Genomic DNA, 26075 nt, shown 5'->3' on the forward strand with positions numbered 1-26075 from the left:
GAAATTATTGAAGAGATAGAAGATAAAAGCCTTTTTTGATTCACATATATTCCTTTATCATCTCACTGGAAATTACCCCTTTGCTTCAGTGTTATAAGGGAGGATTAAAAAAGGGATTTCCCTTTTCGGAACGAATCATCGATCCTCACCTCCCCGTTCTCTGTTTTCCGGATGGTGCACACAACGTTCCGGGCAGATCTCACCATATGCATGTACATACCTGCAACCGCCCCGGCGTTCAAAAATGCGATTCCAAGGGATATACCTGCAGCAATCGTCTCCGTGTTCATTTCTCTCCTCCGAATATGATACGTTCGGTCATATTCAGCCTGCCTGCTGCATCACTGGCATGAAACGTCTCATTAGTCTGATCCTGTGACGATGCACGAGCGAGAATCATCCCGGTTCCGTTGACCATCGTTGTTCCTGATGTCCTGGTGGATTTCAAATCCCGGGATGAGGCATAAACTCCGGTCATCATAAGTCCGGTATACGTGATCTCATCCTGTGTATTTGTCCGGTTTTCAGAAATCTCAAACAAACACCCGGTATGTGCCGGTGTCTGATTCACTGCTTGTCCAGAGTATTCATCAATTCCCATCGGACCTGTTGAATCAGCAACAGTGACGGTCTTCACACTTCCGTCTTTTACCTGTAGATCTCTCATGAGCGATGCAATACTGGTAGTAAAGAAGTGTGCTGCATAGGTCTGTCCCTGTCCGATTACGGAAGAAGAGACCCAGGATGCCCCATCACACATGATGGATGATGATATCGAATCTGCACCTACGAATCCAGCGATGAGCAGCAGAATACATCCGATTACACATCCCCGGTTCATCTCATCACCAAAAAATGATGGGGGGATTATGCCAGATCCGGCACAGTATCTGCCCATGTTTCGATAGTAGTCAGGATGCTGTCTGCCTCAAAACTGGATACCGTGATCTTCTCCCGTTTGAAGGCTACATTATAGAGTTCTCCGGACGCAGCGTGGCATTTGAGGGTGACACTGAACCCGTCATCAGAACTGTCATGGGAAGCGGTTCCTCCAATAGCTGTTTCCAGGGCTTCATTTGCAAGAATATTTGCAATGGTCGTATCAAATGCTCCGGATGTGGGTGCCCGGATACTGATCCGTCCTACCTGTTTTCCGTCATTGTTTTCGTATATAACGGTCCCGGTATAGTTTTCTGCACTCTTCTGAACTGCCGGAAGGTTTTCTCCTCCGGAGATATATGACGTACATCCCCAGGGATTATCGACGAGAATGTTCCCGACGATAGTGTTCATTGCAGCTTTGCTAGCGAACGGAGTGGCAAGAATCCGTTCTGCGGATTTTACGGTTGATTTTGCGACAAAATCTGCCATTTTTTTCTCCTGTCACGGGTGTGACCATACAAGGTCGATGGCAGGATACAGGAGGTTATAAAGATCGGGTGAAATATGGGATTAATTGTGGTTAAATCAGAATTTGTCAGGTTTGTTGAACGATGGGATGAAAAAATCAGAGATTTATGAATCTGCCATATCAGAGTTGGGGGAAGGTACCGCTGTAATTATTTATATCGATACGTATGAATCTCGAATTTTCACCCGATAATCCTGATATTGGCAGCAAAATAGAAACAACAGTTCATCCCAGTTCATGTCATCACCAAAAAATGATAGGGAGGTAATAACAGGAGTGAAACGTAGAGATGATCACTGTTCTTTATGTGGGATATATTCCAAAGCAACAATTATGGCTGTTTTTTCGTATATGTCAAAGATGATCAGTTATTAACCGTTTATTTGAAAACTATCCAGTACGAAATAAAATTGTAGATGGATTTCATATCGCCTGTCCAACAGGTTCATGGGACATGAATTACAATGATGATAGATTAGTACATGTATATAAACAAGATGCTACCTAATTTGATATAGGAATACGAAATCTGGTTCTCGTATTCGAGGAGGGTTACTGAAATGAGTGGAATATCATTGGTACAGATACATCATAAAGGATTGAATGTCCTCGTGGAAAAACTAATGAATTTCGATACATCAAGATTTATCCAGATTTATGACCTGGGATCTGGTGAGTACACGAATGATAAACATACCTCGCTCTCTGATGATCCCGATGAAATATTCTCTTCTATTACAAAGCAAAGAAAAGAATCAGAATGATGCTATCATCACAGTCATACCCGGGAGCCAAATGGTGGAGATGTGATCTTCATATTCATACCAGTGCATCACGAGATACTCTAGAATTACAAGATATTCCACTGGATACCTGGTTATTGAATGTGATGAGTACTGGTGTCGATGTCATTGCAATCACCGATCACAATTCAGGCTCAAGCATTGATCCAATCAAAGCAGTATACCAGAACCTAGCGACAATCCAACCGAGAGGATTCAAAAAAATATGCATCTTCCCTGGTGTAGAGATATCCACCCTTGAAAATGTTCATATTTTAGCACTATTTGATCCCTTAAAAGGGACTGCCGAGGTTGAAGATCTCTTAGTACGATTAGACATCCCCCGTGGAAAATGGGGAGAAACGGAAGGTGTCTTTTCAAAGTACCAATCATCAGATGTAATTAAAATCATAAACCAGTCAGGTGCATTAGCAATACCTGCCCATGCGAATAAGGAAAAAGGGATATTTCAATTATCCGGCAATCAACTTCGCTCTCTTGCTTATAACGAACAGATCATTGCCATCGAACATGAAGGATCAAAATCAGAATGGCCTGATCTGATTAAGGAACAAAAACCCAAATGGATACAGATTCTGGGCTCTGATTGTCATCAGGTTCCGGGGTCAATTCCTCACAAATTCACATGGATAAAAATGAGGTCCCCAACTCTTGAAGGCCTTAAACTTGCTTGTATTGATGGAAATAATTCTGTAAAAATAATGAGGGATATTACGGACGATCTCACTTTATCCTCCCATCCATGGATTCGTTCCGTTACCATAACAGATACAGAATATATCGATTCCGATAGTCCATTTCTCCTATGTAATCCCGGACTCAATACGATTATCGGAGGAAGAGGAACAGGGAAGTCGTCAACAATAGAATTTATCCGATTGTGTACGGGAAGAACTAAAGAAATACCTGATACATTAACTGAAGATTTGAAAAAATATTTCATCCAAAAAACACATGACCCTTCAGGTCTTCTTCATGAAAAATCAAAATTAATGCTGGAATATCAGAAGGACGATGCTCTGTATCGGATTCGGTGGAGGATTGACAATGATGAATATTCAATATACCGGGTGATGGAAGATGGAAGTGAAGAACTAAGTTCTGGAGAGATTAAAAATCGTTTTCCCCTTTCAATATACAGCCAGAAACAGATTTATGAAATGGTCAGGGATCCATCTTCGATCCTACATATGATTGATCAGGATCCTGATACTGGTTTTTCAGATTGGGAACAGAAATTCCAGATCTTAACTTCACGTTATAAATCGTTGCAAGCAAAGATCCGGGAGATTACTGCATCATTACCTGATAAAGAACGTATTCGCGGAGAACTGGAAGATATTTCCAGCAAAATTTCACGGTTTGAAGAATCAGGGCATGCTGATATCCTGAAAAAATATCAACAGACCCGGGGAAAAGAACGGGCTATAGAAATATGGGAAGAGAGTTGGATGTCTGCATCCTATTCAATTATTTCCCTAATAGAACAGATAGGGGCTAATGATCCTGATATATCGGTGATGGATAAAGATGATCCGGATGATCAAAAATGTGCCCGGGATCTTGAAGAACGAACGAAAACGGTCAATACTACAATTCGTGAATTACATAATATTGCAAAAAGATTGGAGTCACAATGGGCAGATTGGAAAAAGATCCGGGAAGAATCAGAATGGAGTAAGAAAAATGCTGAAATTCATGCACAATATTCCTCATTGATGAGAATACTTGCAGAAGGAGGAATTTCTGATATTCAGCAATATGGTCAGTTACTTCAAACCAGAGAAACACTTGAGGAACAGATCAGAAACTACAACTCTCTTATTTTTTCTTTGGAAGATTATTCCAATCAGGAAAAACAACTCCTCAAAGAAATCACAAATCATCGACTGGAACTGACAAGAAAACGGAAGGAGTTTATCCGTAAGAACCTGGCCGGAAATAAACAGATTAGAATGGTATTACTTCCCTTTGGCGATCACATATCAGCCGAAAGAAAGATCCGTTCGATCCTTGGGCTGGATAAAAACATATATGCAAAATATATTCATGATTTTGATAACAAAACAGGGATTATTGACAGATTATACACCGATTATGACTGGACCGGACAACACGTTAATCCTGATGATTTCTTAAACAAATTACATTTAGAAAAGGAATATATCTACGATCTTTGTGATGGAAAGGGTCCATCAGATACAGAACGTCGGTTTATTGAGAAGATGATCCGGTGTCCTCAAGATCAGCGGGATGAACTTGCTTTTTTTTATCCTGAAGATTCTCTCTCTATTGGATATTATGCAGAATCAGAAGGAATATTCAAAGATATTATGCAAGGGTCTCCTGGTCAGAAAAACGCGGTAATATTATCTTTTATTCTTTCCTATGGAACCCAGCCCCTAATCCTCGACCAACCAGAAGATGATCTGGACAACCACCTGATTTATGACATGATCGTTAGACATCTTCGAAATATGAAAGAAAAAAGGCAGATCATAATCGTCACTCATAATGCGAATATTGTGGTGAATGGAAATGCAGATCTGGTTATTCCGCTGATCGCTGAAGGCGGAGAGACAATTATTAGTCATCAGGGCACTCTTCAGGATGAACCAGTCCGAGATGAAATCTGTCGGGTAATGGAAGGAGGGAGGACAGCATTTGAAATGAGATATAAACGGATCCTCAGGGAGTTCTCATGTTAGATAGTTCATATGAATTACTAGAAAAGATTAAACTGGGTGAAGATAACTCTATCGAATTCAAAAGGATAGAATTCAGTGGGGATAGAGTAAAAAGTCCGTCAAGAAATGATCTCGCAGATGAAATTGCAGCTCTTGCTAATACAAATGAAGCAATCTTACTTTTAGGCATTGATGATAAAACTCGTGATATCATAGGGGTTCCATTAGATAGAATTGATCTTGTTGAAACTTATATCCGGGATATCTGTATGGATAGCATAAAACCACCAGTAATTATCCGTGCATACCGGCTTTTTCTCCCTGATCATCTGGGTGTTCAGAAAATTATCCTAAAGGTAGAGATCCCAAAAAGTCTTTTTGTTCACCAGAGCCCCGGAGGATATTTTATGAGGCTGGGAAGTTCTAAGCGACAAATGCCTCCGGAGTATCTGGCAAGATTATTTCAACAACGAAGTCAGGCACGAATCATCTGGTTTGATGAACAGATTGCTCCTGAAACATCTTTTTCTGACTTGGATCCCCGGTATACTGAACGATTTATTACAAAAACTGAAGATTCTCAACTGATTCAATTAGAAAAGAGGGGGCTCCTTAAACGGGATGATTCTGATATTCTACGGGCAACAGTTGCAGGGATTCTTCTCTGTTCACTTCATCCGGAAAATCACCTTCCTGGTGCATTTATAGAAGCCGTCCATTACAAAGGATTAGTTCAGGACTCACATTATCAGATTGATGCACGATCCATCACCGGCCCACTTGATCAACAGATTGATGATGCTGTCTCCTTTGTGATGAAAAACCAACAGGTGACCGCCAGAAAAACCCCCGACCGTGTTGAAAAGTATCAATTCAGCAATCGGGCAGTTTTTGAAGCGATTGTCAATGCAGTAGCGCATCGGGATTATTCGATATATGGATCCAAAATACGCCTTTTTCTCTTTGATGATCGCCTGGAGATTTTCTCACCTGGCTCTCTTCCAAACACAATGAGTTTAGAAACCATTGAACTGAGACAATCCACGAGAAATGAACTCGTAACTTCACTTCTGGCTGAATGCCCAGTTTCATATTCGGAACGGATTGGTGGACGAAAACACTATATGGAAAAACGTGGAGATGGAGTTCCTATAATTATCAGAGAAAGCATGGAATTGTCCGGAAAAAGACCTGAGTATAAACTACTTGATCATAGCGAACTTTTTCTTACGATATTTGCCGCTGATGTATAATTTTAATCATACATCACATCCAATAATGCCGATGAATACCATATCTACAGATACTATGGCGAAAGAGAACAAAAACAAAACCTCATCACCGAGGCAGAAGATCCGGCTGATCCTTCTGATCCTGTCGTTTCTCCTGATTCCTGTTACGATATTCTATATCTCCCCCATAATCCTGATGATGGGTGCTGCAGAAGGAATAGTCACCGGTAGCCTGATCCTCTATATTCTGTTATTCTTCATTGCACTCTTCGCAGGACGGATTTGGTGCGGTTGGCTCTGCCCGATGGGTGCCTGGCAGGAATTCTGGTCTCCGGTTATCAAAAGGCCAGTGACTGCCGGGTGGCGTGACCTGGTCAAATATGGGTTCACCGTGTTGTTGCTATTCGCAATTGTTTCATCCTTCATCGCTGCCGGTAGTATTAAAGGGATTGATATCTTTTACGGGACCATCGGGGGAATTTCCATCTCATCTCTTGATGTTCTGCAGGTCGTCATGATGATCTTCATCACTATCCTGGTGGTTGCGTTCATAACCGGCAAGCGGGGTTTCTGTCATGTCGTCTGCCCGATCGCCGGGATCATGATAGCCGGGCGTTTCCTCGCAAATCGTGTTGGATGGTCTGCCCTCAGGTTATCAGTGCAGAATGATGCATGTACGAGCTGCAGAACTTGCCAGAAAGAATGTCCGATGGGCCTTTCGGTCCCGGAGATGGTCCGGAATAATCAGATGGAGAATCCTGATTGTATTCTTTGTGCCCGGTGTGCTGATACCTGCCCTGAAGGGGTTATCGGATACTCGATCAGACGGAAATAGAAAAATCCAACGGCATGATGATATTTTCCTGTTTTGTCAGGATCTTATTCAATCCCCGTTCAACAGAAAAAGACGGGAGAAAAGAGATTGGGCATGATACATGAGGTAACAGCATTACCGTGTATCAGTTACTTCTCCCCTCTGACCTTAACCACATTCTCCTAAACACGCTTTCATATCATCAGCTTTCAGACATGCAATTTCCTGAGCCAGACAGTTATTATTTTCAAGTGCTGTCCCGATGATTTCAAAATAAATGCCCGTATTTTCAAACGTGTCGACCTCAATTGTATCAAGTTCCTTTTTTTCACGAGCAAAGGATTTTAGAGCCTCTCCTTCGTAAAAACCGAGGGGATTTACGCGAAGTGTGAGAACCTTGTTTTCATAAGGCAACGACAGATTAGAAATACTTATGAGTGATACTGATTCACCGCCAGTACCGGAAAAGACAACCGCTGCATGTACCGGACCGGTGATAGACTGTACGAGTGTATCAGGAATCAAAAGATTTTTCTTTCCATCTGAAAAATGGGCATACGGAATGATATCCTTCACAATAATATCCGTTATCCCTTCTGATCCATGAATGATGGAACTTTCACCGCCCTGAACGTATATTACATATCGGGGAGATTCATCAGCAATAGAGACTCCTGCCAGTGAAACCAGGATGAATAAACAAATGAATCCAGATAATAGGTAACGATTCATACTTCTTCTCGCTCTGTATGCGATATGTTTGTTTCGATATGAATTTATGGTTACCGAGGATAATGCATCGATGCAGATAAGGCTCTATGCCCGTGGGCTTGCTGCTATTGGAGAGCAGGTGTGTTCTGGATCGATTGCGTTTATTTTCAAATTTTAAAAATTACCAGAATATCGATTCAGGATCGTTTCCGAATCATGATCATTGTGAGTGCCATCTAAAACGAAATTTCCGAGATAATGAGGAGAAGAAATGAGTAAACCGATGAAAGAGAACGATGAATTATTTGTACGGGACGTGAAATCAGCATATGATGAGGAGTTGCAGGTAAAAGAGAAGGAGGATATCGAAAGCCTGTAGCGGCTTTTACCTCAGCTCTTCCAGATTCAGACCGATGATCAACTGAACTACGGTATCTACCGGATTATGAAAATTTCAGCAATAGTTATCCGATAATTTCTTTATCCGAACAACTTCATACACAATTGAAACTGAAACAAGCCGTAACATTCCCCATTTGTATGGTTTACCAATATTTTCTCTGGGATCACTCTCTCCTGTCATATTTATACAGAAACTTTCGCTCAATTTACACTACGTTGTCTTTTGGGGGATTGTATCGCATAATCATGATCTCACCAGATGGAGAGATTGATGCAAATTTGTTCTTACCCCGTGATTCAACCGTTATCCATTGAAGACCTGAAAGTCTTGAACATTGGCGCGAGATTGTGCTTTCAGAAATTTGCAATCGGGAAGCGATATCTGCAAAAGAAGTGGGTCCATTTTTTTTGATGTCATGTAATAGATAATACTCTTTTTCATCAGGAGAGTTTGCAATGTAAGGAAGAGAGATGATCTGTAGGTCTCGCCCGATATCTGAAAAAGAAGTTACCAGATCAATTTTATCAGAAACTGTGATGGAGGCTGTTGTTAGAGCAATGAGAATCTCTCTTGGTCCACCGGAAAGATTTACATATAATTTATCATTGTTTCCTGGTTTTCCTGCAGATTCACTGAGAGAACGAATGAAAACAAATACCATGCTCATGAAATCGCGGTGATCTACTTTTAAAATGTCAATAGTTATTCCATCACCAATTTTCCTAGTTAACTCTTGGATTTCTTCAATAGCCCGAAATGATCTATCATCGTCATCGATTGGTCTAATGAGAATTATGGAATCGTTCGATTCAATACCAAATCTCACTAATAGGGAAAGGAGGTGAGTGGTATCAAATCCAATGGGAGATATGTATGTTTTCATATTGTCAAAACACTTGCACTTTTTTACATTTGATGCATTTATATGAAATGATTCTCGTCTACACAATAAGTAACATTTATGGTAGGTTAATTCAATTAGAAATTATGCATCTGATCCATCTTACAGTTTCTCCAAAAACTTCATTTCAGATTCCACTTAGTGATGGATATCAGTTATATTCAGCCCTTCTTTCCCTAATCAAGGAAAAGTATCCGGATACAAGTTTAAAAATTCATAATTCGCCTCTCCCCTCCTTATCAACAACGGGATTGATAGGCAGATTTGAAAAGTCGTCACAAAAGGGCCACAAATCCGTAAAAATTGGTGAAGAATATTCCTGGAGGATTGGAATTACTGATCCTCATGATGAAGAACTTTTTAATCACATTATCACTCCTTTTTTATTAGACAGAAAAGAAATTTCTCTTTTTGAAGGTAATTTATGCATTTCTTCGATGGAAACACAATACCAGTCATTTCAGGATATCATTCAGAAAGTGGGGGGATATCGCAGGCCTGCTATTCAGATGGACTTTATGACTCCGACCTGCATTCAATATAGAAACAGCCGGGTAACTGAGATGTTCCCAAATCGGATTGCAGTATTTTTTTCAATACTCTCCAAATACAATCAAGTCTGTCCGGAAAATTTACGTCTTGCACTCAATCGAGATGATTTTGGGAGATATTTACTTGAATCTCCTAACCCACAAACATACCGAACACATTCGGTTTTAACCAATACGATATTTGATTCAAAAAAACAGCATCCTCGTCCGATTTTTAAACAAGGGTTTACCGGAATATGTAGATATATTTTCACCGGGGATTCTCCCATTTCCATCATTAATGCCTCTCTCATTCTTGCCCATTTTGCAGAATATTGTGGTGTTGGATCAAGTGTGTCACGTGGATGTGGCCAGGTATCCGTTTCTTTTTTGGAGGATAATTATGCAAACTAAAAACATTACATCAGTATTTACTCATGAAATGCTGTTTGGAGATGGAATAGGCGACCATGATGAGAAACATGAGGATTTTGATGATCTCCTGTATGATTATTTCAAGATAATTGATCATCCTCTTAGAACGTCAAAATATGCTTACATGCCTGCAAAAAGTGTTGAATTCGGAAAAACCGATCAACCAATGATTAATCACATCCGGAACGGAATTCAGGCACTTATTGAACTAAATAAAACACTTATTCATAGTGGTTCTTCATCTTATCTTCCAGCTTCCCAACTACGTGAAGTTATAGCTCTCTTCTCAATTCACGATTTTCATAAGATTATTGGGAAAGAGTGGAGGGAACAGTTTGATCTGACTGAGGACGAGGTGATGAGTTTTGCCCGTGCTATTCAGGCAGACAAATTTGCCCCAACTCTAAAACCAAGTGATTTTCACTCAATCGCAATTGCGACACATTCAACACAGGGATTTCATGGTGACCTATCACCTATCTTTCTTAAGTATAAAAACTGGCTTTTACTTGCTGACATTTTTGCAAGTCTAGAAAAACCAGCGGTCACAGAGGGAATGAAAAAGCATATTGGCTTTATCGACAAAAGAAAAACTTTCTATTATCACATTTTTTCGGAATCAATCGGTTTGGTGTCCAACCTTGTTCATGCAGCCGTTTCAGAATGGGCAAGGCAATATGATCTCCTTCCATTGTTATTTTTTGAGAAAGGGGTTATTTATCTGGGGGACGTAAATGCTGGCTTTACTCTTAACGATGTAGGACAAATTGAAGAGATATATCAAGAATTAATCAAAAAGATTCATTCATCGCATGAATCACTGTCAAGACCTGAAAAATTGCAGAAATATATTCAGGTACAGGGTTCGAAAGGACTCTTTTCCGTTGAAGAATCATTCTTCTTTTATTCGGGCATTCATACGGTCTCAAAAGCATTTCTTGCTGCAGCGGTCATGGTAGATGAAAAGAATAAGTCCGGAAGCATTGAAATTGATACATCGGCACCTTACCTTACACTCAATAAATCTGATATTGAGATGCAGTTTCCCCCTGCTCGTGAGATTCTAATACCTGCTCACTCTATTCAGGATATTGCTGTTAATGGAAATAAAATCCCAGTTTCTGATGTCAGAATCACATGCAACAACGAAGAGAGAAAAGCAAAGAAATTTACTCTCATTCCTGAATCAGTTTTTATTAATGGAACAGCAGTACCCGGAAAAATAACTATTACTGGTATCGGACTTATGCCAAGCATGGTGGGATACCGTTGTCATATTCTTGATGATTTTAGTGTTGATATCGGTTGGGATGAATCAATTATTCCTCTTGCACGAGCGATATCCGGAATTCGAAAAGATGTGATTGCTGAACTTATAAAATCCGGTTCTCTGCCGTCTGATGATCCTCTTATTGAGACATGCAGGATGTTTCAAACAAATGACGATCTCACTCTAAAAATGGTTTCGTATGCAGGAGAATATAAGGGCCAGGATCATCATTCTGTAGGAGGATTTTGGAATTATTCATATGCCATTGCCCGTGATATTCTTGACCGAGAAATCAATGGAGTGTTATTCTCACAAATAGCTTCGATACAAGAGAAGATTTCTTATCTGAATACCCTGGTTGATGAGTATCTTTCTACTGTTTCGTCAGAGAACCTTGAGAAATTTGAGTCATCCATTCTGTACCCTTATAAGGAAAAATTTCTGGTATGGCTCAGTGAAAACCTGAATATTCATGGATCTATGCTCTATGGTTCGTTTGAAAATAAAACGAATAAATTTAAAGCCTATTGTGAAGGGACTGGTATCTGCAGGCTGACCAATGATACACCTTATGATAAAGAACGAAAGACGACCTCAATGGATGTTAGTATGCTTAAATACAGTTTCTCGAACCGGGTTCCCATCGGTTCAAGTGAACCAAGTCTGTATGTATCAGTTCCTGTTCAGATTGAGCTTGGTCTTCGGTCTATCGGTCATGGTATAAGGAAAGGCTCTGATAAAATTTACTTCAGATTAATTCCTGATTACCATTTTAGTAATACTACAGCAGATATTTTCAGTCAGTTTGCGAATTATTTTGATGGGGATTCCGGAACAAGGATTCTGGATTTAGCCCATGAATTTATTGGAGATGACTTTCCTTCCGAGGATTCAATGGTCAGTCTGTTAATTGCTGAATCCGGAAGGAAAAATCTGTGCCAATTTGCAGGTCTTGGTTTTTCTTACCAGAATTCTACGTTTGATTTTGTTTTTAACAAAAAAAGGAATGGAGATGGAGAATACTGGTTTTTTGGATCTTATCTTGCATTAATTCTGGCATCTGTTACCGGATGCAGGGTTGTTGCGGGAGAAAACCCAATATGTATGACGAGTGGCGATGAGTTCTCAGAATTTGTTGTATTGGAGGCTCCACATGTAGCAGTTAAAAGAATTTTTTCAGACAGGATCAAATTATCGGATTTAAAAAAGACTCTCATAACAGCATCTTTGATCATTTCTATGGGATATGAGATTCGGATGGATGATACAGCTTTTGTCAGGTTTTTGCAGACATTTCGGAATCACCCATTCCCTGGTAGTACATTATTAAAGCAGATCAGGCGGGTATACGAACAGGATAAAAAGAAAGGTGGTATGGGTGGTTTTGTTAATGCTGCCAGAGGCTGGCGTAAAGTGGATGGAGAAATTGTTAAATCAGAGTATCCGGGCTTCATTGATCAGGCAATAAAACTGGACAAGTATGGAGAGAATTCAATGGCAGTAGCATCAATTCATGAACTAGCCCAACTTGGGCTAAATGTTGCGGTTCCAAGTAAATATGAGCCATATAAAGTGGAAAAACTGTTTCGGGAATCAGTAAAAGCAATCCTAGGGAAAAAAGGTTCTCAATACCCTCGTGAGGATTATGTAGATGCAGTAAGTGGCAGGCTTTTCAAAATGATAAAAAGGGCTGGAAAAGAACAGTTTTCCAGTATTCCAGGACTAGATGACTTTAGTCTGGTTGTCACTTTTGCAGAGTATTTCGTAGATCTTATCTTCTATCAGATTGCTTCAGGTGATCCGGGAAAACTGAAACGTGCTGCAAATGATCTTGCTGACGGCTTTTATTCGGCAACACTTCAAATGAGAGAAGAGTAATTTGAATCGAGAAAGGAAACAACAGAATCAGAATCACTTGTGATATCAGAACAGGAGAATTAATCATGGCAGATAAATCAATTCAGTCATTTTGTGATAGCATTAAACCATATACATTAGAAAAACCGGAGCGGAAACCGAAACAGAACTATATCAGCATCCTCATCCTTCGCGAACTGCAAAGTGCCGCACGATTTACTACCGATGGAACTGAAGCTAACTCATCTATCATTCGGATAGGTGAAGAAGAAGTTACGGTGGGAAAACTCTTTGGAAGAAAACAGGTAGCAAGTGACAGAAGAATAGCAAAGGCACTACAAAGAGATCTGATCGCTGAAAAGATGAATACATTCTATAAGAAAGGCGATTGGAGTGGATGCTCAATGGAAGTAACGAAGATGTGCCAGAAGTGCCCTGAATGTGCATTATTTGGTAGTGCTGCATCAGAAGGGGAGATGAGTGTAACTTCACGTGTCATGTATGATGAAGCGTATACAATTCGGTCGATAAATTCAGTAGTTGAAGAATTTTTCCAGAATGCTCCGGGAGATGACTATGCCAAAAAGCCGACATCCGGAATTCGTGAACCTGATTTTTTCAAAGAAGGGACATTATTTCCTTGTGTAGTAACATTACGGGATGTTACATGTGAAGAGGTCTTATTTTTTTTGAATATCACTGATAGAAATACCCGGTATGGTGCTACAGGAACCAGATTTGGGAAGACGAGAAACCATATTCTTGGAATTTTTGCCTCTAACCGTGAAGGTCCTTCAAGTCTGGAAATTTCCAGGGGGGTTGCTCTCAGGCTTGCCGGAGGAGATGAAACGAAACTGCCAGATTCAGGGGAACTCAAGAATATTCTGGGACAAGATAGTCTGCCTCTTCAGGATGTAAAAAAATATGCTCTGGATACATATCAGCAATTGGATAAAACTCATCGAATTGCCGGAATTCATTTGAAAGAATCTGAAGTGTCTGCTCTCCTTGAAACAATGAAAGAAGATACTATTATAAAAGAAACATTACTTGCCCAGATTGATAAAATATCTGAGTTCCTGGCGGTACAATAAAGAGATTGGAGTGGCGTATGAAAAATCAATCTTCAGTCAGAGCGTTTGAAGGCGTTCTTGAGATGATGAGCGAACTCTTCTTCGCCTCTCTTGAACCAGGGAACAATTATACAACCAAGCCATTGATACTGAATACAGCCCTCTATTACGCCCTCGGGTATTGCTCAGGCAAATATGTTAATGTTCCGGTAAAAAAGGGTTCTGCAAAACAGAATCCAACCTATGTTGAAGATACGTCATCATTGTATTCCGATTTATATGTCACTCCGGCAAAACCTGTGAATAAAATCAGGTTTGCTAGTGAGATCACAAACGCTAGAAGTGATGAGTATATTCAATATAACAAGTATGAAAAACAGATGAACTCTCCAACTGGAAAATACGGGGTTCGAAAACAGATCCTGTCAGGAGGGAAGTTTGTATTCTTTGTTCTCTCATTTGATGGAAGTGAACCGGATCTGCCTGCTTATATTCGACTGGGCAAGAAACGGAGTAAGGCCTCTGTTACCTGGTCTGAATATCCTGTTGCTGTAAAAAACGGGTCATTTTTTATGAATCATCCGGTGCTGGTCGATGATCTGACTCATATACCCTCCCGTGATATCTCGTTTAAGCGTATGCAACCGTTTGATGTCATAGAACGGGGAGGTTTTGAAGGTGAGTATTTCCAGATACAAAAAGGTGGGAAAGGGAATAAGGATGATGTTCAATTACCTGCATCCATCAGGTTTTTACAAAGGATTCGCTCATGATAATTGAAGGATTATCTATTCCCCGGTATGATGCAAAACCACTTCGGAAATCGTTTCTTCCCTACGGTCATCAGGTTACAACACGAGCGGTGATAAGGGAGAAGGATCAGTTCTTTCTCTTTATTACCGCTCCAACTGGTGCAGGAAAGACAGAATCATGGGTTATTCCGGCACTCACCGAAGATGATGCTGGTGTAGTATTTGCCTTGTATCCGACTAACGCTCTTGCTTTGGATCAGTACCAGACGATTTCATCATTAAGGGATAAACTGGCTCCTCAACGTCAGGTTGAATTTCTTGATGCTGATCGTTTGGCAATGCTTCGAGATGAGTTTCCGGTCAGAGTATCAAAAGGTGAGGTGTTAACTCACATTCTCCAAAAAATGTCTGGCCAGGGTGGGGGGATAATTGTAACGAACCCGGATATTTTTGTTCTTGCTCTAAAGAATGTGTTTATTGATCCGTATGTTGAAAGTGCAGTCAGAACCAGTGTTAAAACGGTTGTATTTGACGAATTTCATCTCTATGATCTGAAACAGACTGATTTTCTGCTCTTCCTGTTTGATGATCTCATCTCTTCAGATCTCTGTTCTATTCGTAAGTTCATCTTTCTCTCTGCAACTCCCTCACGAGGGATGATTGATAAGATTCAGAACGTGATTGGCGGTGAACTTGTCATTGCAGATGAATTCTGCAATGAAAAAGAAGTAGATCAAAGACTTATTCTTCCTCAGGTTGAGATGTTTTTTGTCAAGGCACGGAAGTTTTCATCTGGGGAGGTTTTTATCTCTCGTTTTTCCGAATTCGAACCTTTACTGGCAGGTGTTCGTACTGCAATAATCTTTGACAGTGCTATAGAGGTTGCTGTTGTAAGTGAGTTTTTACGTGTCAATACTCACTATCGTGTCTGTGAACAGAGTGGATTTCGAAAGGATTCAATGGATGAACCGTTTGACGTTCTTGTAGGCAATAAAGCGGTAGAAGTAGGGATAGATTTCAGAGGAAGTTATTCAATTCAGCAACTAATATTCTCTGCTTTTTCTGTAAGTGAATTTCTACAGCGTTTTGGGAGACTTAGAAATCCTGATCCAGAGATATTGTATCGTGCTGTGTGTTTTGCACCGGAATCGGTCTGTTCTTATTTTTCAAAATTCCTTCAAATCTCACGGAATCAGCTTAAGGAGGGATTGGAACGAACGATGCGGGATTCCAGAGTATATTCGAGTTTCCGATGGAGATGGGGATTTTTAGAGGCATGGGATTATACTTGTCATCGGGCATGTGGTCAATCAGCTACCAAAATCATTCAATCCCGAGAGGAGAAGACGTTCCTTTCGAAAACTGGTGGGATGTCAACTGATAAGCGTGAAAAATATCTGGTCGAGTCTGCAAACCGAATTCTTCGGCATTATTTTTCTGATATCGGGATTGAAGAGGGCTTAGTATCTCTGTTTCGTACACCTTTGGACAAAGCGAAATCACAGGTTCTTGATGTAATGGCAGAACTTGCTCCACTTCGAGGAAATAGTTTTTCTGTAGTTATTTTCTACGAACCTTCTCAAAAAATTCGGGCATATGATCTCTTCTTTTTACTTCGGTGGACTGATATTGCATTTTTCAAACGTGACGAGTTTGCAAAAAAAGTACCTGAAGAGTATCGGGATCAAATAAAAAATCATCAGACTGGAACCCTTGGGTATGCTTATGTTCGTGGTATGCGTTCTAGACCTCGTTCAGTACGACTTGAAGGAAGGATTATTGATCAAGTACGCCTTCCTGAAGAAAAACGGTTTCCCTGTAGAGAAAGGGGTCTGTTTCCGGTTGTAAAGGATGATGAAAATGGTTCTATTCTCGGTCTTTCTCTGATTGAGAAAGAACTCATGAAAAGAGGTATTTTCTGCCGGTATCTTGATCTCTCTGCCTACCAGTCAAGAAAATATTATGAGTTGGGTGATTACGCCTTTTTACTACCATATAAAGATGGAAGCCTGGCTATTGGACAGGATGCATTCATCGCCGATTGTGCGGTTGCTGAAAGCCTCTCCTTTGAGAAAACCCTTCCTTCTCTCTTGTAATTTTTTGAAAACCCATTAGGAATTGTTCAGATCTTCATCCCGGCATTTATTAGCCAGGATATTTTCGAAAACGCTTCGGCGAATGGTGATTGACATGAGAAAATTAATGCATTATATTTGGGTTTTCATTCTCATTGTTGCAGTAGCACTGTGTGGATGTACTGATGTGCCGACTGGAAGTAAATATGAGGGTAAATCATTACAGGAGATTCGTTCTGTTGCAATCACTCCTGGATATGATTCAGTCTTTAAAGGTATTGAACAATATCAGGGAAAAGTCGTTCATATTACTGGTCAGGTGGTTCAGGCACAATCTGATGACAGCCGGTATATTCTTCGTGTCGCTACAATTCCCACTGTATTTGGGATGTATACTGATGGAGTATATTGGGTAAATTATGATGGTTCGCAGGGCCGGGTCAGAGATCCTGATCTGGTCGATTTGTATGGGGAAGTGATTGGACTTCGTACCTATGAAACAGTTCTGGGTAGTTCTATGACGATTCCTGAGCTTCGATCATTGCATCTTTCCTCAAGAGCCAAACCAACTCCGACTCCAACACTAAATCCAGATGATTATCTGGTTTTAAAACTTGAATCCCTTGAGGATGAAGGTGATTATGTGAAACATAATGTTGCACGAGGCACTGTTCAAAACACTGCAACCACTACTCTCGCCTATGGTTCGGTTCAGGTAACTTTTTATTCAAGTGAGAATGGCCCGGTTATCGCAACTTCTTCAGATTATGTCTCAAATCTTGGCCCGGGCGAGGTTTTTGAATATAAAGTGGTGAATTACAAGGATGCTGATCGGGTATCTTTTGCACGGTCGAAGATTACAAATGCGAGATTTGAGTGATCAGGTGGGAGATCACATGACATTGAAATCCAGGTGGATTGACGACATGATCAATGTGTCTGACATCAACCAATTTTTATATTGCCCAAGGAGGCTTTTTTACCTACAATTTTACCAGACGCAGGGTATCAATGAATTTCTTGTTGACGGGAGGAAAAATCATTCAAAACACGGACGAAGGGGTGGATATATCTTTGAATTGTATGTTCATTCTGATCGGTTTGGATTACATGGAAAAATTGATCTTATTGATTGTTCAGACGGTATGAAGCCAGTTGAACGGAAAAGAGGAGATCGGTTTTTTGAGAATGATGTAATCCAATTATGTGCATATGGGTTGCTTTTAGAAGAATATCTTGAAAAGCCAGTAGGTGTTGGGATAATTTATTTATTTGGGACTAATCGCAGACATGAAATCCCTCTGAGTGATTCTTTAAAGGACAAAACTATCCAAATAATTGAAGATATACGGTCAATGAAACCAGAAGTGATTCCTGGGTTTGCAAATAATCCTAATAAATGCACTAAATGTAGTGTAAAACTCTACTGTTTACCGTATGAATCTCACATTCTGGAGGGAGGGGAAAATGAATCAGGATAATGAGATCCCAATGGTTAACACTTCTGAACCGGTCCGAGATCCAAAACCTCCTGAAGGGTTGTTGGAAGATGATACTATCTATATCACGACTCCATACGGAAAAGTATCTCTGGATGGAGGGAGAATTCGTGTTAAGGATTCTGATGGGAAGGATATTGCTTCATTTCCGTTAGAAAAAGTTTGTACAATAAATATCTTTGGTTCTGCAAGTGTATCCACTCCTCTTCTTAAGCATTGTTCTGACAAGGAAGTGACGATTAACTATTTTACTGTCTTTGGTAAGTATTTTGGGTCTTTCGTACCTGCTAGGAATACAATATCTCTCGTCAGAAGGCACCAGGCAAAAATTACTTCGGAAGAATCACTCGTAATCTGTCGTGAGATTATTCATGCAAAATTACAAAACTCCTGTGTTTTTCTTTCAAGAAAGAAGGTTGAAGTTCCATATTTACTGAAAGAATTGCGAGATAAATCAATACATGCAGTTTCGGTTGACTCTCTTCGCGGTGTGGAGGGTGAAGCAGCGAGTTTGTATTTTCAATTATTTTCATCCAGCCTTCCAGAAGAATGGAGGTCAGATAAAAGGACTAGAAGGCCACCAAAGGATGAACTGAATGCCCTTCTTTCTCTCACGTATACTATGGTCACATCGGAGGTAATTAGTGCCCTTCGTCAGTTCAACCTTGATCCTTTCATTGGTATCATGCATGTTGACCGACATGGAAAACCGGCTTTAGCTCTTGATCTAATTGAAGAGTTCAGACCGGTTTTTTGTGATGCATTTGTTGCTCGGCTCATAAATAAGCGAATGATTACGAAAGATGAATTTACCCAGGAATCACACCTGAATGACGTGTCTTTTAAAAAGTATCTGGGATTCTATCATGAATTTATGGAGGAGACCTTAAAGCATCCTCGTTTTAAGTATCCCGTTTCCAGAAAAAAGATAATTCAAATCCAAGCGATCCTGCTACGGAAAGCAATATGTGGAGAGCTGAATGGGTATTACCCGTTTCTCTATACAAGGTGATTTGCATGGTTCGGCTGGTGATTACCTATGACATTAGGAAGGATAAGATTAGAAACAAGTTGTTTCGTCTTTTAGAAAGGTATGGTGCATGGAAACAGTATAGTGTGTTTGAACTGGAGATTACTCCGGTACACAGGATTGAACTTTTTCATAGTATTACTGATCTCATTGAGGATTCTGACCGGGTTAGAATATATGAGTTATGTGAACGGTGCCAGGGAAAGATTACTGAGTTTGGAGAGGTTTCTCCAGATAAGATGCACGTAGTAATTTAATGTGGGTTATTTGTTGCGTTCATCGCTAGATATAAGGTAATGGGATGACAATGATCCATGATCGACACCTCTTTTTTCTGGAGCGATAGTCTGTTATATGATTAATACAGACGATTATTGTGGCGGTTACAGTGAATAAGAAAACCCGATAGGGATTGAAACTCATTCAATGCGAAGTGTTGAGACTGCAGTCAGGACGTTACAGTGAATAAGAAAACCCGATAGGGATTGAAACTAAACAGACCTGGGAGAGAAAACCATAACTTTTCTCGTTACAGTGAATAAGAAAACCCGATAGGGATTGAAACTGTTCCCGGAGCCGGGATAAAGAAGGTTTATCCTGGTGTTACAGTGAATAAGAAAACCCGATAGGGATTGAAACAGCATATACCGGAGTGGCGTTCCCTGCATATTCAAGTTACAGTGAATAAGAAAACCCGATAGGGATTGAAACAGTGTTTGCATCTGGTTTTCAGACGTGATATCAACGGGTTACAGTGAATAAGAAAACCCGATAGGGATTGAAACCTGTAGAACTTTTGCAACAGCGACCTGTGTTGGTTTCGTTACAGTGAATAAGAAAACCCGATAGGGATTGAAACCAACCATTGACGGGCTCAACGAGATCAACACGGATGGTTACAGTGAATAAGAAAACCCGATAGGGATTGAAACCCCCGCTATTCGCAAGTAAGGTAACGCCTGTTGTCCGTTACAGTGAATAAGAAAACCCGATAGGGATTGAAACAAATTGTGCAGATCTACTCTCTGAAAGATGTGGAGTTACAGTGAATAAGAAAACCCGATAGGGATTGAAACTCTCATTACGTGGATGGGCTTTCTGAAGAAGGGGAAGTTACAGTGAATAAGAAAACCCGATAGGGATTGAAACACGTTTGCCTACCCGGATCCGTACCTGGTCGGAGAAGTTACAGTGAATAAGAAAACCCGATAGGGATTGAAACTCACAACCCCTATTTTATTGTTGATGACATCCCGGTTACAGTGAATAAGAAAACCCGATAGGGATTGAAACGTGACTTTTGCAAGCCCTCCGAAGAGCTCAAAGAAGTTACAGTGAATAAGAAAACCCGATAGGGATTGAAACGGGGTTTTTCCCCTGCCAGATTGTACCAATCCAGAGGTTACAGTGAATAAGAAAACCCGATAGGGATTGAAACTGATCTAAAAAACCGGATACGATACGCATGTGATTCGTTACAGTGAATAAGAAAACCCGATAGGGATTGAAACCAAAACAGTCTTCTGCATCCAATACTATCAAAGTTACAGTGAATAAGAAAACCCGATAGGGATTGAAACTGTATACCGCCGTTGATCTCCCCTCGAGAGTTAACGTTACAGTGAATAAGAAAACCCGATAGGGATTGAAACCATGTCAACGTCAACACAAATAGGCGGTTTCAGTGAGTTACAGTGAATAAGAAAACCCGATAGGGATTGAAACAATTGTTTGTGTGGTGCAAGAGGGCCTGTAATGGAGTTACAGTGAATAAGAAAACCCGATAGGGATTGAAACTCTTTTGTCTGGTATTGAAACTCCCCCGGCGCAGTGTTACAGTGAATAAGAAAACCCGATAGGGATTGAAACCAAAACGGATTGCAAAAGCGAGAGATGAACCGGTTGATACAGTGAATAAGAAAACCCGATAGGGATTGAAACTTCAGCAGTTCTCCCCATCTGTTTCATCAATTCGAGATACAGTGAATAAGAAAACCCGATAGGGATTGAAACGCGACATCTGTTAACATCCCAGAAGCAGAAGTGATGAGATACAGTGAATAAGAAAACCCAATAGGGAATAAGGCTTAAATAACGGACATCAGATCAATAAAGAGGGGATTGGGTAGCGAATTTAGATAAAATTCCAGAATCCCACCGATTTTGTTATGAATCGACGGGAATTCAGGAACAACCAAAACACAAATTGCCGGTATGCAGGGAAAATCTCCCGGTTTTGAATAGAATGAGATTACGCGACAAGAATTTGATAATATTCTGCAAATTTTGGATAATCTGCCTTCAGGCACCCAAAATAATTAAGGAAACTTCAGACATTCACCGGATTTTTCCCGATATCTCCAAAGGTGATGTTCAGAGAGAGTGGATATGTGAGTTCTTCTCCTGAAAACAACAACCCTTGATCCCGTTTTCTCTAAAACCGCTGAAGTTTATTCATTCATACCTAAATCCTTCGAAGAAGTATTCAGCCATTTCAGACCAAAAAGAATCGGGATAGCCTGAATATAACTGATGAGACCAGAGTTTGTATCAAATATGTCCCCCAAACGAATATCTGTCAAACCAGTCCCGGATGATATCTGCATGGTCTTCTACCATAAAAGCCCCTCGAATACCATGTTTCAGATTTTCCTGATTAGAATGCTGCTTTTATAGGTGATAGTTTATTTATGGGTGGTTCGTGGATTCTTCGGATACAATGAGGTACATTTTCGAGGAATTGTCATTGAAAACGTATGAAAACCATGGATCATGGCTCACACGTAAGGCACCGGGAGCGATGAACACACATTAAGCCTCCACATGTTTTGCAGGTATACGTTTCGACCTGATGGGTAAGGAAAACATCCATGCCTTTTTCTTTTATCTCGTTTAGGTTTTCGATCATACTCATCCCATATTTCATCCGATACCGCTTATCCAGTTGTTTAAGCCGTTTACAAGGCATATTTTCACATTCATAACAGAAATGAGATGAATTATTCATGATAGTCGGACAATTGCGTATTATACATACCTGACAAGAATGTGGTTTGTTCGGGTCTTCCTCCATGCACCCGGGACATCTCTTCTTTTGGCGTTGAAAAGCGAGGCATAAAGCACAATTCATGCCACATGGAGCGATAAGTCTGGCGGTTTGCTGCAGAGGGATGGATGGAGTCATATTTCTCTCATTGAATATGTTCCGTGAATAAAAATACAATTGTATAGGTAATTATTGACAGATGTAAATTTTCTAGAAAATAGAGATTCTATTCGGATATTGACATCTCATCATCCGAGATCGGACGTATCATCTTAGTAACGGTTATTTCAACTCCGGTTTTTCAGCATTTTTTCTCAAGAAAAATAGACTCTTTCCGGCATTACCATCTGATAGGAGCCGGAGTCTTAATAATTGTGATATCACTTCTCATGGTTCCATTAACCAGCGGAATAGGATATAAGTGTCTTGCAGATTGAGATTTTTATGTTTTTTTCTCATTGGTTTTCTTATCTGATTTCTTTTTCATGTCTGATATTTCATCATCCAGAGGATTAAACAGAAGACGAATTCCATCAAGCCAGAGTTCTTTCATCTCATCCTGACACATCCAGACCAGTTCAAAATTCTGCAGCCCGGAATAAAGAGCCACCATAAGAAGCGCCACTTTATGGGAGTCCATCTGATTACGTTTTGGGTTCTGTTTTTGTTCTTTTTTAACAGCATCCTCGAAGGTAGTAATCAGGCTGGCATAATAGTCACGTGTCGAACGCCGAAGTTCCAGATTCCGTACAGCCATTGCAAACATTTCAAAAAATACCGCTCTTTGCCGGTGATCAGTAAGAGAAAATTTATTAAATATTTGCAAGAACATCTCGTCAATCGGACGATTATAAAAAGAATCAAAATTGATACGTTCAAATTCACTTTGAAATTTTTTCATAACGGCCGTTATCAATTCATCCTTTGTTTTGAAATACCAGTAAACTGCCCCTTTGGTAACCCCGATCTTTTCTGCTACGTAGTCAAAAGTTAATTGATCGCATCCCCGTTCTGCTATCACTTCCATCGCAGCATCAATAATTCGTCTTTTTGCTTCTTCTTTATATTCAGGGACTACTTTAGGCATTCTTTCTATAAGATATGCACCTGACAGAGTGAAAAAACTATAGGGAAGAATAAGATCCATACCGATGGCATTAATACATACCAAATAGTATGTAAAATATATACAGATAATGTTACTATTCAGGATGTAATATTTCTGTACATATTTACTGTAAAAATGAGAAGTGTGAAATGATGACGATAATCAAAGAATCCTTCTCAACTGGAAGAGAAACTGCCTCAGAAAGGTATGTAGATAATCATCATTTACCCATGAACCAGAGGAAATGTCTCCCCGATAGTAACAAAGACCTGGAATTTCTTGAAAAAAGAGTGATATTCACATGATAAAAAAAAGCCCTAGCAAAATGGCAGAAGGAATTGCCATGCATCGCGTTGCTGAATCAATGCTACCGGAAAATGAGCGGATATTTTATGATCCCTATGCTATCCATTTCGTTAATCCAGAGATATTAAAGTATGCAGCTGAACATCCAAAGGAAGCTGAAAAAAAACTTGAAGAAATGGAACAGATGTTTCCCGGTCTTGGAAATTCCATTCGTGCCAGGGTGAGGTATTTTGATGATCTTGTAGAAAACTGTGCTGTCTCTGGATGTACTCAATTTGTCTTTCTTGGAGCGGGTTATGACACACGTGCATTGAGAATCAAAGAACTTCAATCAGAGATCACCATATTCGAAGTTGATCATCAGGAAACTCAATGTTATAAAAAGGAAAAAATAATCGAATTTTACGGTAAATTACCTGAAAATGTGAGATATGTCCCTGTTGATCTTGAGACACAAAAACTTAAGGATAGTTTGTTCTCTTCCGGATATTGCGATTATAAAAAGACCCTCTTTGTCCTTGAGGGGCTTTCCATGTACCTGCCTCCGGAAATAATCTATGATATCTTTTCATTTATCTCTTCCAGCACCAGGACAGGGAGCAAAATGATCTTCGATTATTACCCTGAGTCGGTAATTAATGGAACAAATCCTGATGAAATCGCGAAAAATATTACATCATTTACCCGTATGATGGGTGAACCTCTCAAATTCGGGATTCCCGACAATCAGGAGATAGATTTTCTCTGTCAATGGAAATTTGCGAATCCAAGAATCATCACCAGTGAAGAGTACAAAAAAATATACTTCAACGGGAAATGCGGGGACCGGAATGTCTGTAACCTTCTCTCTTTCGTCGAGGTGACAATTCATTGAATTATAATTCTTTTATCAATCCGGATTATATTGCAGGAAGACCTACAGGGACATGTTGTTTTGTCTGTAAAAAAAGGGAGAATTGTCCATTTGAGAATGTGGGGAAAAAGTGTACCCGGAATCATGAGTTCTGTAAGGGTTGTGACTGGTGGGATGAAAGAGGCTGTATTATGTTCCAGTTTGATAAAAAATTCCTCCGGATGTGATCTATCGAATAATAGATAACTTTCTGGGTATTTAAAAATTGTTATGATGTAATTATAAGTGCATTTAGAGTCCAGGATTAAGAATAACCTGTGTTTCACTTCGATTATTCTATAATCTTTGGCAGTTCACCATAATCTATCCAGAAGACCATCTTGATACATAATAAAGCCCCTTATGACCCGTGCAAAGGAATATAAGATATTGACTCAAAGTATTTTTGTGACTTTCAGTCAGCATATGACCAGAAGTCACATACGATGAACTATGGCAACTGCTGACCGAAGACAACGAGAAAGAGAGCAACGCCGTGTAGAAATCATTGATGTAGCAGAGAAACTCTTCTACGAAAAAGGTTTTGACAATGTTAGTATGGATGAGATCGCAGAAGCGGTTGAAATTTCAAAAGGTTCTCTCTACTTACTTTTCAAAAACAAAGATTCCCTATATTTTGAGATAGTCTCTCGGGTACACAGAGAGTATCATCGACAGTTAATGGAAAAAATCGATGCAACTGCAACGGGTGGAGACCAGATAAGGACGATGATTAAATTCCTGGTCGAATTTACGAAAAACCACCGTGATTATAATACCATGTCCTGCACATATGGTCCGGTTATTTACTCACGGCTGGATGAGGCATATGATCAGATTTTGGCTCAAAATGCTGTAGAATTTAACAGATGGCAACATAATGCAATTAGAAAAGGGATGGATGATGGATCCATCAGAAAAGATTTGGATCCAATACTATTAGGGATCTACATCTCGCTCATCAGCATTTCTGTGGTGTCACCTCATCCAATTTGGGAAAAAGGATTTCAAATGGCAGGAATTGGATATGAACAACTGGTTGATAATTTTCTTACATTCATTGAGCCTTCAATCAATCACTGTGGGAAAAATAGCTAATATCACTTTAACCTGACATGGACATGTAAGCAGCCTTTTCGGATTTGAACTAATTCCTGAATTCAAAATTACTGTAGAATGAGCGAATGCTATCAAAAAATTATGAAACGGATGAATAATATGGCCAATTATAAGTACCAAA

At 39.9% G+C, this 26075-nt stretch carries 23 protein-coding genes and 1 CRISPR repeat array; of the genes, 15 read left to right on the plus strand and 8 right to left on the minus strand.

Going from position 1 to position 26075, the window contains the following annotated elements; translation table 11 throughout:
* Nucleotides 1-104 precede the first annotated feature (104 nt).
* From KSK55_RS12795 to KSK55_RS12805, 3 genes are read right to left on the minus strand one after another with little or no spacing between them, the layout of a single operon-like run.
* On the minus strand, nt 105-290 hold the full coding sequence (locus tag KSK55_RS12795; protein WP_218607159.1) for a hypothetical protein: 186 nt from the start codon (nt 288-290) through the stop codon (nt 105-107).
* Nucleotides 287-841 (minus strand): hypothetical protein, encoded by a 555-nt coding sequence (locus KSK55_RS12800; RefSeq protein ID WP_218607160.1) that lies wholly within the window; start codon nt 839-841, stop codon nt 287-289. Before KSK55_RS12800 ends, KSK55_RS12795 begins: the two co-directional genes overlap by 4 nt.
* A 26-nt stretch (nt 842-867) precedes the next feature.
* Complete coding sequence (locus tag KSK55_RS12805; RefSeq protein ID WP_214419233.1) at nt 868-1371, minus strand: hypothetical protein; 504 nt, start codon at nt 1369-1371, stop codon at nt 868-870.
* A gap of 600 nt (nt 1372-1971) precedes the next feature.
* Between KSK55_RS12805 and KSK55_RS12810 the strand changes: the two genes are divergently transcribed.
* The 4 genes from KSK55_RS12810 to KSK55_RS12825 are packed head-to-tail and all read left to right on the plus strand — an operon-like array spanning nt 1972 to nt 6968.
* Nucleotides 1972-2175: a hypothetical protein gene (locus KSK55_RS12810; protein ID WP_218607161.1), complete on the plus strand. Its 204-nt coding sequence runs from the start codon at nt 1972-1974 to the stop codon at nt 2173-2175.
* Nucleotides 2172-4922, plus strand: a complete 2751-nt coding sequence (locus KSK55_RS12815; protein WP_218607162.1) for a TrlF family AAA-like ATPase — start codon at nt 2172-2174, stop codon at nt 4920-4922. Before KSK55_RS12810 ends, KSK55_RS12815 begins: the two co-directional genes overlap by 4 nt.
* On the plus strand, nt 4916-6154 hold the full coding sequence (locus KSK55_RS12820) for an ATP-binding protein (RefSeq protein WP_218607163.1): 1239 nt from the start codon (nt 4916-4918) through the stop codon (nt 6152-6154). Before KSK55_RS12815 ends, KSK55_RS12820 begins: the two co-directional genes overlap by 7 nt.
* Before the next feature lie 31 nt (nt 6155-6185).
* Complete coding sequence (locus KSK55_RS12825) at nt 6186-6968, plus strand: 4Fe-4S binding protein (protein ID WP_218607164.1); 783 nt, start codon at nt 6186-6188, stop codon at nt 6966-6968.
* A gap of 147 nt (nt 6969-7115) precedes the next feature.
* Here the strand turns inward: KSK55_RS12825 and KSK55_RS12830 are convergent, their stop codons facing one another.
* Together KSK55_RS12830 and csa3 are read right to left on the minus strand one after the other, a co-directional pair.
* Nucleotides 7116-7679: a hypothetical protein gene (locus tag KSK55_RS12830; RefSeq protein ID WP_218607165.1), complete on the minus strand. Its 564-nt coding sequence runs from the start codon at nt 7677-7679 to the stop codon at nt 7116-7118.
* Between the two features lie 587 nt (nt 7680-8266).
* Nucleotides 8267-8944: a CRISPR-associated CARF protein Csa3 gene (csa3, locus tag KSK55_RS12835; protein ID WP_218607166.1), complete on the minus strand. Its 678-nt coding sequence runs from the start codon at nt 8942-8944 to the stop codon at nt 8267-8269.
* Between the two features lie 104 nt (nt 8945-9048).
* On the opposite strand from csa3, the gene cas6 reads away from it, so the two are divergent.
* The 9 genes from cas6 to cas2 all read left to right on the plus strand — a co-directional run bounded on the left by cas6 (nt 9049) and on the right by cas2 (nt 19740).
* Entirely contained in the window at nt 9049-9906 is an 858-nt protein-coding gene (cas6, locus tag KSK55_RS12840; protein WP_218607167.1) for a CRISPR system precrRNA processing endoribonuclease RAMP protein Cas6, read from the plus strand.
* The gene (gene cas10d, locus KSK55_RS12845; protein ID WP_218607168.1) at nt 9896-13075 is read left to right on the plus strand and encodes a type I-D CRISPR-associated protein Cas10d/Csc3; all 3180 of its coding nucleotides are present in this window, start codon (nt 9896-9898) and stop codon (nt 13073-13075) included. Before cas6 ends, cas10d begins: the two co-directional genes overlap by 11 nt.
* 65 nt (nt 13076-13140) lie before the next feature.
* Nucleotides 13141-14148, plus strand: a complete 1008-nt coding sequence (gene cas7d, locus KSK55_RS12850) for a type I-D CRISPR-associated protein Cas7/Csc2 (protein ID WP_218607169.1) — start codon at nt 13141-13143, stop codon at nt 14146-14148.
* 17 nt (nt 14149-14165) lie between these two features.
* Nucleotides 14166-14900 carry a type I-D CRISPR-associated protein Cas5/Csc1 gene (cas5d, locus tag KSK55_RS12855; RefSeq protein WP_218607170.1) on the plus strand — a complete coding sequence of 245 codons (735 nt, stop codon included), beginning with the start codon at nt 14166-14168 and terminating at the stop codon, nt 14898-14900.
* Nucleotides 14897-16975 (plus strand): type I-D CRISPR-associated helicase Cas3', encoded by a 2079-nt coding sequence (gene cas3 / locus KSK55_RS12860; RefSeq protein ID WP_218607171.1) that lies wholly within the window; start codon nt 14897-14899, stop codon nt 16973-16975. The genes cas5d and cas3 overlap by 4 nt, the downstream gene beginning before the upstream one ends.
* Before the next feature lie 94 nt (nt 16976-17069).
* Entirely contained in the window at nt 17070-17834 is a 765-nt protein-coding gene (locus KSK55_RS12865; protein WP_218607172.1) for an FxLYD domain-containing protein, read from the plus strand.
* Between the two features lie 16 nt (nt 17835-17850).
* The gene (gene cas4 / locus KSK55_RS12870) at nt 17851-18435 is read left to right on the plus strand and encodes a CRISPR-associated protein Cas4 (RefSeq protein WP_218607173.1); all 585 of its coding nucleotides are present in this window, start codon (nt 17851-17853) and stop codon (nt 18433-18435) included.
* Nucleotides 18422-19465 (plus strand): type I-D CRISPR-associated endonuclease Cas1d, encoded by a 1044-nt coding sequence (cas1d, locus tag KSK55_RS12875; protein ID WP_218607174.1) that lies wholly within the window; start codon nt 18422-18424, stop codon nt 19463-19465. Before cas4 ends, cas1d begins: the two co-directional genes overlap by 14 nt.
* Nucleotides 19466-19470: 5 nt before the next feature.
* Nucleotides 19471-19740: a CRISPR-associated endonuclease Cas2 gene (cas2, locus tag KSK55_RS12880; protein ID WP_218607175.1), complete on the plus strand. Its 270-nt coding sequence runs from the start codon at nt 19471-19473 to the stop codon at nt 19738-19740.
* 125 nt (nt 19741-19865) lie between these two features.
* Nucleotides 19866-21570: direct repeats of the CRISPR family, unit length 37 nt; unit sequence GTTACAGTGAATAAGAAAACCCGATAGGGATTGAAAC.
* 363 nt (nt 21571-21933) lie between these two features.
* Here the strand turns inward: cas2 and KSK55_RS12885 are convergent.
* The 3 genes from KSK55_RS12885 to KSK55_RS12895 all read right to left on the minus strand — a co-directional run bounded on the left by KSK55_RS12885 (nt 21934) and on the right by KSK55_RS12895 (nt 23676).
* On the minus strand, nt 21934-22089 hold the full coding sequence (locus KSK55_RS12885) for a hypothetical protein (RefSeq protein WP_218607176.1): 156 nt from the start codon (nt 22087-22089) through the stop codon (nt 21934-21936).
* Nucleotides 22090-22253: 164 nt separating this feature from the next.
* A complete protein-coding gene (locus KSK55_RS12890; protein WP_218607177.1) occupies nt 22254-22667 on the minus strand; it encodes a DUF3795 domain-containing protein in 414 nt (137 codons plus the stop codon).
* A gap of 304 nt (nt 22668-22971) precedes the next feature.
* Entirely contained in the window at nt 22972-23676 is a 705-nt protein-coding gene (locus KSK55_RS12895) for a TetR/AcrR family transcriptional regulator (RefSeq protein WP_250545175.1), read from the minus strand.
* A 286-nt stretch (nt 23677-23962) separates the two neighbouring features.
* On the opposite strand from KSK55_RS12895, the gene KSK55_RS12900 reads away from it, so the two are divergent.
* Both KSK55_RS12900 and KSK55_RS12905 read left to right on the plus strand, forming a co-directional pair.
* Nucleotides 23963-24817 carry a class I SAM-dependent methyltransferase gene (locus KSK55_RS12900; RefSeq protein ID WP_256664012.1) on the plus strand — a complete coding sequence of 285 codons (855 nt, stop codon included), beginning with the start codon at nt 23963-23965 and terminating at the stop codon, nt 24815-24817.
* Nucleotides 24818-25288: 471 nt separating this feature from the next.
* On the plus strand, nt 25289-25933 hold the full coding sequence (locus tag KSK55_RS12905; protein WP_218607179.1) for a TetR/AcrR family transcriptional regulator: 645 nt from the start codon (nt 25289-25291) through the stop codon (nt 25931-25933).
* Nucleotides 25934-26075 lie beyond the last annotated feature (142 nt).

This window comes from Methanospirillum hungatei, from assembly GCF_019263745.1.
Taxonomy (GTDB): domain Archaea; phylum Halobacteriota; class Methanomicrobia; order Methanomicrobiales; family Methanospirillaceae; genus Methanospirillum; species Methanospirillum purgamenti.